This window comes from Streptomyces sp. NPDC086835, from assembly GCF_044745705.1.
Classification (GTDB): domain Bacteria; phylum Actinomycetota; class Actinomycetes; order Streptomycetales; family Streptomycetaceae; genus Streptomyces.
Genome location: NZ_JBIVAU010000004.1, coordinates 140,751 through 154,683, shown reverse-complemented (window position 1 = coordinate 154,683; position 13,933 = coordinate 140,751). Strand labels below are relative to the sequence as shown.

The 13,933-nt window shown below is 72.8% G+C and carries 10 protein-coding genes; 5 read left to right on the top strand and 5 right to left on the bottom strand.

All coding sequences use genetic code 11. From position 1 onward, the window contains the following. Positions 1-141 precede the first annotated feature (141 nt). On the bottom strand, positions 142-840 hold the full coding sequence (locus ACIPJI_RS15850) for a copper homeostasis protein CutC (protein WP_402246754.1): 699 nt from the start codon (positions 838-840) through the stop codon (positions 142-144). A 186-nt stretch (positions 841-1,026) separates the two neighbouring features. On the opposite strand from ACIPJI_RS15850, the gene ACIPJI_RS15845 reads away from it, so the two are divergent. From ACIPJI_RS15845 to ACIPJI_RS15835, 3 genes are all read left to right on the top strand, one after another. Further along, positions 1,027-3,285 carry a heavy metal translocating P-type ATPase gene (locus tag ACIPJI_RS15845; protein ID WP_356618822.1) on the top strand — a complete coding sequence of 753 codons (2,259 nt, stop codon included), beginning with the start codon at positions 1,027-1,029 and terminating at the stop codon, positions 3,283-3,285. A gap of 66 nt (positions 3,286-3,351) precedes the next feature. After that, positions 3,352-4,002: an HD domain-containing protein gene (locus ACIPJI_RS15840; RefSeq protein WP_307707079.1), complete on the top strand. Its 651-nt coding sequence runs from the start codon at positions 3,352-3,354 to the stop codon at positions 4,000-4,002. 83 nt (positions 4,003-4,085) lie between these two features. Then, positions 4,086-5,288 carry a Cmx/CmrA family chloramphenicol efflux MFS transporter gene (locus ACIPJI_RS15835; protein WP_307710403.1) on the top strand — a complete coding sequence of 401 codons (1,203 nt, stop codon included), beginning with the start codon at positions 4,086-4,088 and terminating at the stop codon, positions 5,286-5,288. Positions 5,289-5,351: 63 nt separating this feature from the next. Here the strand turns inward: ACIPJI_RS15835 and ACIPJI_RS15830 are convergent, their stop codons facing one another. Continuing rightward, a complete protein-coding gene (locus ACIPJI_RS15830; RefSeq protein WP_159690560.1) occupies positions 5,352-5,618 on the bottom strand; it encodes a DUF4031 domain-containing protein in 267 nt (88 codons plus the stop codon). Next, positions 5,615-5,971 carry a hypothetical protein gene (locus ACIPJI_RS15825; RefSeq protein WP_307707080.1) on the bottom strand — a complete coding sequence of 119 codons (357 nt, stop codon included), beginning with the start codon at positions 5,969-5,971 and terminating at the stop codon, positions 5,615-5,617. The genes ACIPJI_RS15830 and ACIPJI_RS15825 overlap by 4 nt, the downstream gene beginning before the upstream one ends. A gap of 56 nt (positions 5,972-6,027) precedes the next feature. Here ACIPJI_RS15825 and ACIPJI_RS15820 point away from each other — a divergent pair, with 56 nt between their 5' ends. Both ACIPJI_RS15820 and murQ read left to right on the top strand, forming a co-directional pair. After that, complete coding sequence (locus tag ACIPJI_RS15820; protein WP_307707081.1) at positions 6,028-6,942, top strand: MurR/RpiR family transcriptional regulator; 915 nt, start codon at positions 6,028-6,030, stop codon at positions 6,940-6,942. A gap of 57 nt (positions 6,943-6,999) precedes the next feature. Next, on the top strand, positions 7,000-7,932 hold the full coding sequence (murQ, locus tag ACIPJI_RS15815) for an N-acetylmuramic acid 6-phosphate etherase (protein ID WP_356618827.1): 933 nt from the start codon (positions 7,000-7,002) through the stop codon (positions 7,930-7,932). Between the two features lie 74 nt (positions 7,933-8,006). Here murQ and ACIPJI_RS15810 read toward each other — a convergent pair whose 3' ends face one another. Then, the gene (locus tag ACIPJI_RS15810) at positions 8,007-9,452 is read right to left on the bottom strand and encodes a hypothetical protein (RefSeq protein WP_402246751.1); all 1,446 of its coding nucleotides are present in this window, start codon (positions 9,450-9,452) and stop codon (positions 8,007-8,009) included. A gap of 46 nt (positions 9,453-9,498) precedes the next feature. Further along, positions 9,499-13,911: a peptidase C14 caspase catalytic subunit p20 gene (locus tag ACIPJI_RS15805; protein ID WP_402246749.1), complete on the bottom strand. Its 4,413-nt coding sequence runs from the start codon at positions 13,909-13,911 to the stop codon at positions 9,499-9,501. Between the last annotated feature and the right edge of the window lie 22 nt (positions 13,912-13,933).

Here is a 13,933-nt window from a genome sequence, read left to right as displayed (position 1 = left end):
GGCACCGCCGCGGGAGGCCGGACCTCCCACGGGTGCGCCCGGCTCCGGGCCGGGCCGCCGCATCGGGCCGGGGCCGTGAGGCCTGACCTGCGCCCGGGTCCGGGCCGGGCCGGTCCCGGCGCGGCGGCGCGCCCTCGCGCGCTACGCGTCGAGCGCGGCGCGCCATTCGCGGACCGCTGCCGGGTCCACGGGGGCCGACCATCCGCCGGGCCGTGCCGCGCCGCCGATGTGGAAGCCCGTCAGGCCCGCCTGCCGCAGACGCGGGACGTGGTCCAGGCGCAGGCCCCCGCCGACCAGGAGCTGCGGCTCGTAGCCCGGTTCGCCGTGTCGCGCGGCCTCGGTGAGGAGCGTGCGCATGCCGTCGTCGACGCCCGCGGCGGAGCCGGCCGTCAGATACGTGTCGAGCCCGGGCAGGTCCGCCAATTGCTTGCGCAGGGCGTCCCGGTCCGCCGCGTGGTCGATCGCGCGGTGGAAGGTCCAGCGGCAGTCGTCGACGACGGCCAGCAGCCGTTCGATCGTGACGAGGTCCGGCTGCCCGTGGTCGTCGAGGAAACCGAGGACGAACTCGTCCGCCCCCGCCTCACGCAGGGCTTGCGCGGCCCGGACCAGGGCGTCCATGTCCGCCGGGCCGCCGGCCGCGAAGCCGTCGGAGAGGCGGAGCATCACGCGCAGCGGGATGTCGACGGCCGCGCGGATCGCCGTGAAGGTGGAGACCGGCGGCGTCAGCCCGTCGGCCGCCATGTCGGTGACCAGCTCCAGCCGGTCCGCCCCTCCGGACTGGGCGGCGACCGCGTCCTGCGCGTCGAGGGCGATCACCTCCAGGAGTACACGGTTGCTCATGGGACCCATTCCTCCAGGCTCCGACAGGTCTAGTCCATTGGCCAGCCTAATGCTCAACGAGCCGGACGGCAGCCACACCCTGATCCTTCCCGGGAAGCGGGCTTGCATCCAGTACGGGGCGGGGGTATACATGAAGCCACACAGAGATACCCCCTGGGGGTATCAAGAAGAGGCCGAGGAGACACCATGCCGCAGACCGCGACCGAATCCCGCTCCGTAGAGCTCGCCATCGGTGGCATGACGTGCGCCTCCTGCGCGGCGCGGATCGAGAAGAAGCTCAACCGCATGGACGGTGTGGAGGCGACCGTCAACTACGCCACCGAGAAGGCGAAGGTCACCTTCGCCGAGGGCACCGCCGTCGCCGATCTGATCGCCACCGTGGAGGCGACGGGCTACACCGCCGCCGAGCCGGCGCCGCCGCCTGTCGAGGGCGGGCCCGCAGCGCCGGACGAGGCCCCGGCGGACGACGGGCTGACCCCGCTGCGGCAGCGACTGGTGACCGCGGTGGTGCTCGCGGTGCCGGTGGTCGCGATGGCGATGATTCCGGCACTGCAGATCGAGTACTGGCAGTGGCTGAGTCTGACCTTGGCCGCGCCGGTCGTCACCTACGCGGCCTGGCCCTTCCACCGGGCGGCGTGGACGAACGCGAAGCACGGCGCGGCGACGATGGACACGCTGATCTCGGTCGGTACGTCGGCGGCGTTCCTGTGGTCGCTGTGGGCGCTGTTCTTCGGCACCGCCGGCACTCCCGGCATGACGCATCCGTTCGAGTTCACGATCGCCCGCAGTGACGGGGCGGGGAACATCTACCTGGAGGCGGCGGCCGGTGTCACCGCGTTCATCCTGGCCGGACGGTACTTCGAGGCACGCTCGAAGCGCCGGGCGGGCGCGGCGCTGAAGGCGCTGCTGGAACTGGGCGCCAAGGACGTGACCGTACTGCGCGACGGCCGGGAGGAGACCATCCCGACGTCCGACCTGAAGGCCGGGGACCGCTTCCTGGTCCGGCCGGGCGAGAAGATCGCCACCGACGGCACGGTGGTGGAGGGCGCCTCCGCCGTCGACGCCTCCATGCTCACCGGCGAGTCCGTCCCGGTCGAGGTCTCGGTCGGCGACACCGTCACCGGCGCCACCCTGAACGCCGGCGGCCGCCTCGTCGTCGAAGCCACCCGCGTCGGCGCCGACACCCAGCTCGCCCGGATGGCGAAGCTGGTCGAGGACGCGCAGAACGGCAAGGCCGCGGCCCAGCGCCTCGCCGACAAGATCTCCGCCGTGTTCGTCCCGGTCGTCATCGCACTCGCCCTGGGCACCCTCGGTTTCTGGCTCGGCAACGGCTCCGGGCTGACCGCCGCGTTCACCGCCGCCGTCGCCGTCCTGATCATCGCCTGCCCCTGCGCCCTGGGCCTGGCCACCCCGACCGCGCTGATGGTCGGCACCGGCCGCGGCGCGCAGCTCGGCATCCTGATCAAGGGCCCCGAGGTCCTGGAGACCACCCGCAAGGTCGACACGATCGTCCTCGACAAGACCGGCACCGTCACCACCGGCAGGATGACCCTGCTCGCCGTGCACACCGCCGACGGCACCGAGGAGGCCGAGGTGCTGCGGCTGGCCGGTGCGCTGGAGAACGCCTCCGAGCACCCCATCGCCCAGGCCGTCGCCGCCGGGGCCACCGAGAAGCTCGGCGCCCTGCCCACCCCCGAGGACTTCGCGAACATCCCCGGCCTGGGGGTCCAGGGCATCGTCGAGGGTCACGCCGTCCTCGTCGGCCGGACCAAGCTCCTCGCCGAGTGGGCCATGGAACTGCCCGCCGGCCTCGCCCGCGCCCGGCACGAGGCCGAGGCCGCCGGCCGCACCGCGATCGCCGTCGCCTGGGACGGCGAGGCCCGCGCGGTCCTCGAGGTCGCGGACGCCGTCAAGGACACCAGCGCGGAAGCCGTCCGCCGCCTGCGCGCCCTCGGCCTCACCCCCATCCTCCTGACCGGCGACAACGAAGCCGTCGCCAAGAGCGTGGCCGCCGAGGTCGGCATCTCCCCCGAGGACGTGATCGCGGAGGTCATGCCCGAGGACAAGGTGAACGTCGTCAAGCGTCTCCAGGCCGAAGGCCGCAGCGTCGCCATGGTCGGCGACGGTGTCAACGACGCCGCCGCCCTCGCCCAGGCCGACCTCGGCCTCGCCATGGGCACCGGCACCGACGCCGCCATCGAGGCCGGCGACCTCACCCTCGTCCGCGGCGACCTCAACGCCGCCGCCGACGCCATCCGCCTCTCCCGCAAGACCCTCGGCACCATCAAGTCCAACCTGTTCTGGGCCTTCGCCTACAACGTCGCAGCCCTCCCCCTCGCCGCCGCCGGACTCCTCAACCCCATGATCGCCGGAGCCGCGATGGCCTTCTCCTCCGTCTTCGTCGTCGCCAACTCGCTGCGCCTGCGCAGCTTCAAGGCCGCGTGAAGGAGCGCGAAGGGCCCCGGGGCACCCGCCCCGGGGCCCTTCGCGCGTGCGGGCACAATATGAGCCATGACCGACCGATCCGCCGACCTCCGCGCCCGCTGGACCGACGCGCTCCTCGGGGCCCGGGGGGAGGCGAGCGGCCCCGACCCGCTGCCGTACGGGGAGAACCTGCTCGCGCGCTGGGCCGAGCCGCAGCGGCGGTACCACACCACCGGCCATCTGATCGCGGTCCTCGACCACATCGACACCCTCGCCGGCCATGCGGACGATCCCGACCTCGTACGGCTGGCCGCCTGGTTCCACGACGCCGTGTACCTCCCCGACCGCTCGGAGAACGAGGAGCGCTCCGCCCGCCTCGCCGAGCGCGCCCTCCCGGAGGCCGGGCTGAGCGAACGGGCGACCGCGGAGGTGGCCCGGCTGGTGCGCCTGACCACCACCCACGCCCCCGACGAGAGCGACCGCAACGGCCAGGTGCTGTGCGACGCGGACCTGGCGATCCTGGCCGCCGCACCCGACGCGTACGCCGCATACGCGGCGGCGGTGCGCGAGGAGTACGCCTTCGTCCCGGACGAGGCCTTCCGCGACGGCCGTGCCGCGGTGCTGCGGCAGCTCCTCGCCCTGCCGCGGCTGTTCCGTACGCCGCACGGCCGGCACGAGTGGGAACAAAAGGCCCGCCACAACCTCACCGTCGAGCTGGAGCTGCTCGCCGCGTCCTGATCCGGCGGCCGGGAATTCCAGGCTTCAAGCACCTGTTGGCAACTGTCATGCCCGACCCTTCCGAACGCACCGCCCGCGCCCGTATGCCGCTCGCCGTCTACATCCTCGGCCTCTCCGTCTTCGCCCTCGGGACGAGCGAGTTCATGCTCTCCGGGCTGCTGCCGCCGATCGCGGCGGACATGGACGTGTCGATCCCCCGGGCCGGGCTGCTGACCTCGGCGTTCGCGGTCGGCATGGTGGTCGGCGCACCGCTGCTCGCCGTCGCGACGCTACGGCTGCCCCGCAGGACCACTCTGATCACGCTGATCTCCGTCTTCGGCGTCGGCCAGGTCGCCGGCGCCCTCGCGCCCACCTACGAGATCCTTTTCGCTTCCCGTGTGATCAGCGCGCTCGCCTGCGCCGGCTTCTGGGCGGTCGGCGCGGCCGTCGCCATCGCGATGGTGCCGGTGACCTCGCGGGCCCGGGCCATGGCCGTCATGATCGGCGGACTGTCGATCGCCAACGTCCTCGGCGTCCCCGCGGGCGCGTTCCTCGGCGAGCACCTGGGCTGGCGGTCGGCGTTCTGGGCGGTCGGCGCGGCGTCCGCCGTGGCGCTCGTCGGCGTGCTGATGCGGATCCCGCACATCCCGCTGCCCGAGCAGAAGCCGCAGCTGCGGAAGGAGCTGACGATCTACCGGGACCGCCAGGTCTGGCTGGCCGTGGCGATCACCGCGCTGGCGGCGGGCGGTGTGTTCTGCCTCTTCACCTACCTCAGTCCGCTGCTCACCGACGTGGCGGGGCTGGACGCCGGCTGGGTGCCGACCGTGCTCGCGCTGTTCGGCATCGGCGCGCTGGCCGGCTCGACGATCGGCGGCCGGGTGGCCGACGCGCACCTGTTCGGCGTGATGCTCAGCGGCATAGCCGCGTCGACGGTGCTGCTGACGGCGATCGCGCTGTTCGCCTCGTACGCGGCCGCCGCGGTGGCGCTGTCGTTCCTGCTCGGCTTCTCCTCTTTCTTCACGGCCCCGGCGCTCAACGCCCGGATGTTCAATGTCGCGGGCGCGGCGCCGACGCTCGCCGGAGCCACGACGACCGCGGCGTTCAACCTCGGCAACACCGGCGGGCCCTGGCTCGGCGGTGTGGTGATCGACGCGGACCTGGGCTTCACGTCGACGGCCTGGGCGGGCGCGGCCATGATGGTCGTCGCCATCGTCCTCGTGGCGGTGGCGCTGCGGCTCCACGGCAGCTCACGGGTGGTGTCCCAGTCGGTCCCGGGCCGGCGGGCCGTCTCCGCGGAACACGTCTGAGCGGAACAACGCGTCCGAGCGGAAGAACGCGTCCGAGCCGGGGGATCCCGCCCGGCGGCCCCCTCAGACGGAACGCCCCTTGGGCCGGCGCAGCCCCGCGCCCGTGAGGCGGCGTACGAGCTCCTTCGAGCCGACCTCCACCGCGCCCGCCGCGACGGCGTCCGCGTACCGGTGCGAGGGGACGTCGTAGTGGTCGCGTTCGAAGGCGCGCGGCGGGCAGCCGATGGACGCGGCGAAGGCGTGGAGCTCCTCGAACGACACGTCACTGACCAGGTGGGACCACATCCGGCCGTGCCCCGGCCAGGTCGGCGGATCGATGTAGACCGTCACGTCAGGCCGCCTATGGGGGCCACCACCACGCCCGCCTTGCCGCACACCCAGTGCGGGTCCGGCCCGAGCTCCGGCTGGATCTCCAGGGCGTGCGGGTCGCCGGCGTCGCACACCGGGCACAGCGGCCAGCGGCCGTGCCGCTCCAGCAGGGCGTCCTGGACGTCCTGGGCGACGAGACCGACGACGTACTCGACACCCTCCGGCCACTGCTCGACCCACCAGCGGCGGTGTGTGACCGCGTCCTCGACCATGGAGACGACTCCTGCGTCGGCTACGTTGCGGGCGGCCAGATCGGTGAGGACCAGGGCCCGGGCCCGGTGCAGAGCCTGTTCCAGTGGGTTCGAGTCGTCCATGCACCCATTCTCTCCGGGTCTTGACGCCACCCGAAACGCGAAAATACCTTTCAAGTGTGACCAATCAAGTGAAGGAAATTTTCAGCGGTGACGCTCCCGCACCCGCCGCCCTCGCGGCCAAGGTGCGCACGCTCTCGCCGTCCATGACCCGCTCCATGCAGCGGGTCGCCGAAGCCGTCGCCGACGACCCGGCAGGCTGCGCGGCCCTCACGGTCACCGGCCTCGCCGAGCTCACCGGCACCAGTGAGGCCACCGTGGTCCGCACCGCCCGCCTGCTCGGCTACCCCGGCTACCGCGACCTCCGCCTGGCGCTCGCCGGCCTCGCCGCCCACCAGGAGTCCGGCCGGGCGCCGGCCATCACCACCGACATCGCCGTCGACGACCCCATCGCGGACGTCGTCGCCAAGCTCGCCTACGACGAGCAGCAGACCCTCGCCGACACCGCCGCCGGTCTCGACACCGTCCAGCTCGGCGCGGCCGTGGCCGCCGCGTCGACCGCCCGCCGCATCGACATCTACGGCGTCGGCGCGTCCTCGCTCGTCGGCATGGACCTCGCCCAGAAACTCCTCCGCATCGGCCTGATCGCCCATGCCCACGCCGACCCGCACCTCGCCGTCACCAACGCCGTGCAGCTGCGCTCCGGCGACGTGGCCATCGCGATCACCCACTCCGGCTCCACGGGTGACGTGATCGAGCCGCTGCGGGCCGCCTTCGACCGCGGCGCCACGACGATCGCCATCACCGGCCGTCCCGACGGTCCGGTCTCGCAGTACGCCGACCATGTGCTGACGACGTCGACCGCCCGCGAGAGCGAGCTGCGGCCGGCCGCGATGTCGTCCCGTACGAGCCAACTGCTCGTCGTGGACTGCCTGTTCATAGGCGTGGCGCAGCGTACGTACGAGTCGGCGGCCCCTGCCCTCGCCGCCTCGTACGAAGCCCTCGCGCACCGCCACAGCCCGCGCACCCGCTGACGCCCGCGCACCCGCTGACCGAACCCCCCGCGTACCAAGAAAGCCGAGCCGCTCTTCATGACCTCCACCTACGGTGAACTCCGCGCCCAGCTGGCCACTCTCACCACCGAGGCGTTCCGGCCCGAGCTCGCCGACATCGACCGGCTGCCCACCCTCGAGATCGCCCGGATCATGAACGGCGAGGACGAGACCGTCCCCGCCGCCGTCGCCGCGCAACTGCCCGCGATCGCCGCCGCGATCGACGGCACCGCGGAGCGGATGTCCCGCGGCGGCCGGCTGATCTACGCGGGGGCCGGCACGGCGGGCCGGCTGGGCGTGCTCGACGCCAGCGAGTGCCCGCCCACCTTCAACACCGACCCGTCGGAGGTCCTCGGCCTGATCGCGGGCGGCCCGACCGCGATGGTCAAGGCCGTCGAAGGCGCGGAGGACAGCAAGGAACTGGCCGCGGCGGACCTGGACGGCCTGGAGCTCACGGCCGACGACACGGTGGTCGGCATCTCGGCGTCCGGCCGCACCCCCTACGCCATCGGCGCGGTGGAACACGCCCGCGCGCTCGGCGCGCTCACCGTCGGGCTCTCCTGCAACGCGGACAGCGCGCTGGCCGCGGCCGCGGAACACGGCATCGAGGTCGTCACCGGGCCCGAACTCCTCACCGGGTCCACCCGGTTGAAGGCGGGCACGGCGCAGAAGCTGGTGCTCAACATGATCTCGACGATCACCATGATCCGCCTCGGCAAGACCTACGGGAACCTGATGGTCGACGTCCGCGCGTCCAACGACAAACTCCGCGCCCGTTCCCGCCGCATCGTGGCGCTGGCCACGGGCGCGTCCGACGAGGAGATCGAGTCGGCCCTGGAAGCGACGGACGGCGAGGTGAAGAACGCGATCCTGGTGATCCTGGGCGACGTCGACGCCCCGACGGCGGCCACCCTCCTCGCCCGCACCTCGGGCCACCTGCGCGCCGCCCTCACCGCCTCCTCCCGGACCTGACCGGGCTCACTACCAGGGCCGCCCGGCCACCCCGGCCGGCCGGTCACCGGTGAGGGACGGTCCGATCCGTCACGTCATTCCTCGACGATCGTCACGACGTCACGGCACAGCACCCGCGGCCGGTCCGCCTCGACCTCCAGCACCCAGGTGCCGGAAGGGGCCGTGAGGTCCGCGACCAGGCTGCCCGTACCGTCCGGTGCCAGCGCGACCGGGGCCGCCGCCGGCACCCCGTCCCGGACCAGGCGCGCCCGGACCGTTCGTCCCGGGTCGGTCAGCCCGGTGACGGCGACCTCGAAGGGCTCACCCGCGACGGCGAAGTCCGGTGCCGCCAGGCCGAAGTCCTCTCCCGCCAGTGTCTCCCTGGCGGGCTTGCCCCGGCGGATGGCGGCGAGTTGGTGGCCGACCGACTCCGCCCCCGCCATCGTGGCGTGGCGCTCACCGCCCCAGACCGCCTGGGACATGTCGTCGAGAGCCCACTTGGCAAAGGCCGACTCCTCCGGAACGGTGCCGTCGCCGGTCCATTCCTGCGAGTTGTCGAGCCAGGTGGGGAACTCCAGCGTTCCGTCCACACCGACCACCACGCCGTGCACGGTGGGGTGCGCCCTGCCGCCGAGGCAGTGCACCCGGTACGGAGGCACGGGCAGGGCCGACCTGCTCGCCTCCCAGGCATCGGTGAACTCGCGATGGAAGGCGAAGGCGTCGTCCACCAGTTCCGAGGGCAGATCAGGCACGAACCCGTCGGTCAGCGGCCGCCACCGGCTGCCACCGTCGGCCATGGCCGCCTTGTACACCGGCAGCAGCTGCGCCACGGACGGAAACGTGCGGGCCAGGTCCACCAGTGCGGAGTTGACCCGCGCGGCCCTTTGCGCGGCCTTCCGGCGCAGCCTGCCCTGGTCCGCGCCGGGCCCCACGCCGTTCTTCGTGAGGAAGCGGACCGCCTTGGCCGCGCCGCGGTGCGGCGTGCCGATGGTGACCAGGGAGCGGGCGATGTCCCGGCCGCCCAGGCACTCCAGGTAGTAGCGGGCGATCAGGCCGCCCATGGAGTGACACATGAAGACGACCTTCGGCACGTCGTCGTGTGCCTGGGGATAGAAGCCCGCGGCCCGCTCCTGCCATTGGGCGAGGGCCGATTCGACCCGGGTCCGCAGACGGCGCGCGTTGAGCCGGTTGGACAGACGCCAGTCATAGGCGAAGGCCACGTACTGACCGGGGCGCAGCCCGCCCTGCGGATGGTGGTCGGGGCTGCGGTCGAGCATCGCCCTGACGTCCGGGTAGCCGAGGAACGACACCAGGCCGGGCAAGGCGTCGGGTCCCTTGAGCAGCTCGTCGGCGTCCACCGCCCAAGGCTCCTCCGGTTCGTTGTCGCCGATACCGGGCGGCAGCGCGAGGCGCTCCACGGCCTTGGAGGGGCGCAGCATCTGCAGGGCGGCCTGCTTCGACTGATGCCACAGGTCCCGTCCGTCCCGGGTCAGCCGACTGCCGAGAATGCCCGGCACGAAGACCACGAGGTCGTGCTCCATCGCGAATGTTCTCCCTTTCCTCGTTCCCTGGGGGCGCCGTCCCGGGTTATCCGGCCCGGGCGGCCTGCACGGCACTCCTGATCAGCGGCTCGGGCAGGCTGATCTGGTCGCAGCGGACGCGTCCTTGCACCGCGAGCGTGATGCCGAGACGGGCGTCGAACGCGGCGTCGGCCGCCTCGATGTCCAGGCCCCGGTGCGGCGCGGTGAGTTCGTCGAGCCACACCTCACGCCCGACGTCCCGCACGGACGCGGTCCGCGCGCCGCCGAGGACCAGCAGCAGCGGATCGCGGGCGCGCCCGGAGAAGGCGAGGGCCGAAGGGGTTCCGTGCGCGTGCGCGAAGCCGGTCGTCGTCCACTCCCCCTCTTCGCACTCCGCCAGATGCACCGCGCCCGCGCGGGTCCAGGCGATCAGCGGCAAGCACTCGCCGTCGACGAGTCTCGCGCCGAGCGCGGCACCGGCGGGGCGGTCCGGTGCGGCCCGCTGCCCGCCGGCGCCGACGAGGCCCTCGCCGGTGCTCTCCCACAACCGCAGCGCGTCCACGCAGTCCGCCAGCACCCAGGTGCGTCCACCCAACGAGTGGGCGTGCACGGCCCGGATCCTCACCTCCGGGACGCCCGCCTCACCGGAGCTGTGCCACGGACCGGTCCCGTCCGGCCGGGTGAAGCGCCGGACCCGGCGTCCGTCGGGGACGAACACGTGCAGGCCGTCGGCCGTGGACACGAGTTCGAGGCCCTCCGCGATGTCGCCGGCATCGCCGCCGAGGTCGACGTGTCCGTCGCGTTCCCAGTCGCCCGGGACGTCGGAGAGCCGCCACATCTGGACGCGCCGCCCGCCGACGGCCGCGACCACCCACTGTCCGCCGTGCCGGACCGAGGACACGGCAGTGACCCTCGCGTCGTGACGCAGCACGGCTTCGGCGCCGACCTGTCCTTCGCGGGCGTCCTGCCGGGTGACGTGCACATCGCGGCCCCAGACCCTGGTGAGCAGGGCGGGAGCCCCTGGTTCACCGGCCGTCAGCCGCACGACCGGGCGCTCGTCGTGATCACGCCGCCGGACCTCGCGGCCCGCGCGCACCGCGGCAGGCACATCGAGCAGCCTCACCTCCGTACCGTCACCGACGGCCAGCCGGCCCGAGCCCGACGGGTCGAAAGCCAGGCCGTTGCGCCTGCTGCCCAGACCGAAGGAACACCGGAAGGTGCTGTCGGTGACTCCCGTCACCCGCACCGTGCTGCCATGGTCCTCGTACAGCGCGACGAGCGGCATTTCACCGCACAGCCCCAGCGCCACGTCCCTGGAAGCCGACTCGGCGACGAGCTCCGGAGTGAAGCGCGGGGTCGCGGTGTACCCCTCCGCGAACAGCCGCCAGACGCGGACCTGTTCACCGTCGACCACCGCGAGCAGGCCGCTGTCGTCCCCTTCCGCCAGCGCCGCTGCGGCGAACGCGGGCCCTTCGAGCGTGTCGAGCTCCCACTCCCGCCGCACCCAGTGCTCGTCCCCGGAGAGCTTGCTGTGCAGTTCGTGCACAGTCACCGTGCGGCCCGCGGTGAGCAGGAAGCTACGGTCGCGCAGGCCGAGCAGCGCGACGCGACCCGCCTCCACGGGCAGCAGGGTGCCGCGGACCTCGGCCGACAGTCCGGCCACGACCGGCCAGCGCCACGCCCAGACACGGCGGCCGTCGGCCGCGGCGACCAGCAGGTCGTCGCCGAGCCGGGCGGCAGCGACGCTGCCCAGCGTGCCGCCCCAGTGGAAGGTCCTTCGCGGCAGGCGCTCGCGTCCCGACCACAGGTGCACGGTCGAGCCGTCGTGGGCGACGGTCACCCGCCGGATCCGGGTACCCGCTTCGCACACCTCGGTGAGAACGGCCCGGCTGCCGTGCTCCGACCCGGTGGTGCGGCGTGTCAGCACGTGGTCGCCGGTGCCCGCGTCGCGGACGGAGATCTCTCCTCGCCCCGCGACGGCGATCGTGCCTCCCTCCGCGGCCGTCCAGCTCACCGCGCGGGCTCCGCCGAGGGGCGCCGGCAGGGACAGCTCCAGCGGGTCCGGTGGCGTGTCGGTCCACACCTCGTCCCAGCACAGCTCCTTGAACTCCTGAAGGCCCTCGATCCGGCGTAAGTACTCCGGATGGCCGGCGTGGGCCACGGCACGAAGGATCGCTCTGCGCTCCCGGCGATCGGTGTGCCGCCGGAATTCGCCGCCCACCCGCCGGTACAGCGCCGCACCCTCACAGGTGGCGGCCAAGGAGGCGGCGAGCGGCAACATCACGTCCGGCCGTGTCCGCACCAGGAAGCACGGGTCGTCGAACAGTTCCTCCAACGGATCCGGCTCGTCGTCGAGCACGACCGTCGCACTCCGGGCCTGCGCGGCGTGCGCTCCGAGGTAGGCGAGGGTGTACTCGTCCGCCGTGTCCCAGTCACCGGCCAGCTCGTCGTAGACGCGGCGGTGGGCGGCGGCGGGGGCGAGCTTTGCGCGGGCCAGCAGCGCCGTTCCGTAACTGGCGTGCCCCAGGCGGTGAACGGGAGGTCTTCCCGGCCGGTGCTCCACGGTCAGCAGGACGTCCGTGACTCTGCTCAGCACCGTGTCGAGCGACTGACGCGACACCTTGGGCGAGCCACGGCGCAGCAGTGCCCGCGCCATGCGGAACCACAGGTCGCGATCGGACAGTCCGTTGCCCTGGGCCAGGGCGAGCGGCAGCAGCAGTTCGGCGGCGCCGAACCGGCCGGACGGATCGAGGGCCTCGAGCTCGTCCTCCATCCGTGCCCGCAGCTCCGCGCCTCCCTCGCGGACGAACTCCTCCAGCCGGCTGCCCGACAGGCACTCCGGCTCCCGGGCGAGGGCCCGGGCGACCAGCTTGGCCACGAGAAATCGCCGCCTGCACTGTTCCGCCACACGTCGAGCGGTCTCCAGTCGCACCCCGTCGTTCTCACGGCCCGCGTAAGGAGAACCCTCGTACGCGGCGAGGTCCGCCGCGACGAGGGAGGCGATGTCCCGCTCGGTGTCGGCGTCCTGGTCGATCCGGAGATCGGGCGCCGTCCGGTCCAGAGCGTCCAGCAGCGACTCCCGGCCCACTCCGTCGGTGATCTGCCGGGGATGGGCACGGGTGGCCACCACGACCTTCACGCCCGGACGGTGCGACAGGGGATTGAGCAGCCGGCGCGCGATCTCATGGGCCTGGCCGGGCATGGCCTCGTCGAGGCTGTCGACCAGCAGGTTCAGCCCACCCACCTGCTCCACCAGCGAGCTCACCCGGTCCACGCACTGCTCCGGGGTGATGCCCGCCGGCGGCGGCTCGGCACCCAGCGGCCCCAGCACCTCGACCACGGCCCTGGCCAGCGAATGCAGCGACTCGCCCTGGCAGGACACCGCGGCATGGATCGAGCCGGGGCGGGGCCGGGTCTGGACCGGGGGTTCCGGCCTGAGCGATTCGCGCATCTCCGGCACGGACAGCAGGGCCAGCCGGCCGAGCAGTGCGGACTTGCCGGTGCCGGCCGCGCCGGTGACGACGAGCATGCCGTTCGTGGTCGCCTCGAGCCAGGTGACCAGTCTGCTGAGCGGCTGCACGCGGCCGGTGAAGCGGAGCCGGGAGGTGCGGTCGGAGATCTGGTCGAAGTGTTCCGGCCGCAGCCACGGCAGATGGTCGGCCGGCCGAGCGGCCGTGCGGAACACCTTGTTCTTCTCCGAGAAGTACGGATTGTGCAGGAACCGCGTGTCCAAGGGCCGGATCACGGCCGCCCTGGGCCGCTGCTCCGGGTCGGCCAGACCCGATTCCCTGGCCTTGAGGTCGACGGCCTCCAACAGGTCCGGTAGGGAGAGGTAGAGCGCCGTGGACGCGAAAGGGCGCACCATGCCCTCGAGTTCGAGCCGCTCGTCCGCGACGGCCTGCTCCAGCCAGTCCACCCAGCGACCCTCGTCCACCTTGAGGCCGGCGCCCGCGGTGGCGGCGACGACGAGGCCCCGTTCACGCGGCGATCCGCCGGAGAAACGGCCGTACGCCTCGACGAGGGGACGCGCGGCTCCCAGCGTGCTCTGCGACTGACAGGCGTCGACGACGATCAGGAACTCGGTGTCCCGCTCGACGGCACACCTCTGGAGCAGGTCCGTGAAGGGCATGGCCCGGTTCAGGTCCATGCTGCCGGTGGAGAAACTGTTCCGGCAGCCCAGGAAGTAGCCGCGGTCCCCGAGGTCGTAGCCATGACCCGTCCAGTAAAGGATCTTGCGGGTCGCCTCGTGCTCGAGGAAGCGGCTGAGCCCCGCCTTGACGTCGTCCAGCGTGCCGCCGCCGTCGAGCCGCATCTCGTGGGCGAACCCGAACCGCTGCACGCACAGCTTGGTGAACCGCTGACGCGCGTCCTCCACGAGCTTGCGGTCGAGCCGCCCCTCGGGGTCGTCGTACGCCTCCATGGCCACGGTGCCGACCAGCCCCGATGCCCTGAGTTCCTCACGTACGAGGTGAACAGTCATCCCCTCCCCCTCCCGTCCCTAT

Coding starts and splice junctions, on each gene's coding strand:
- ACIPJI_RS15835 (WP_307710403.1), top strand. CDS start 4,086: ATGCCGCTCGCCGTCTACATCCTCGGCCTCTCCGTCTTCGCCCTCGGG.
- ACIPJI_RS15825 (WP_307707080.1), bottom strand. CDS start 5,971: ATGGACGACTCGAACCCACTGGAACAGGCTCTGCACCGGGCCCGGGCC.
- ACIPJI_RS15805 (WP_402246749.1), bottom strand. CDS start 13,911: ATGACTGTTCACCTCGTACGTGAGGAACTCAGGGCATCGGGGCTGGTC.
- ACIPJI_RS15810 (WP_402246751.1), bottom strand. CDS start 9,452: ATGGAGCACGACCTCGTGGTCTTCGTGCCGGGCATTCTCGGCAGTCGG.
- ACIPJI_RS15845 (WP_356618822.1), top strand. CDS start 1,027: ATGCCGCAGACCGCGACCGAATCCCGCTCCGTAGAGCTCGCCATCGGT.
- ACIPJI_RS15850 (WP_402246754.1), bottom strand. CDS start 840: ATGAGCAACCGTGTACTCCTGGAGGTGATCGCCCTCGACGCGCAGGAC.
- murQ (WP_356618827.1), top strand. CDS start 7,000: ATGACCTCCACCTACGGTGAACTCCGCGCCCAGCTGGCCACTCTCACC.
- ACIPJI_RS15840 (WP_307707079.1), top strand. CDS start 3,352: ATGACCGACCGATCCGCCGACCTCCGCGCCCGCTGGACCGACGCGCTC.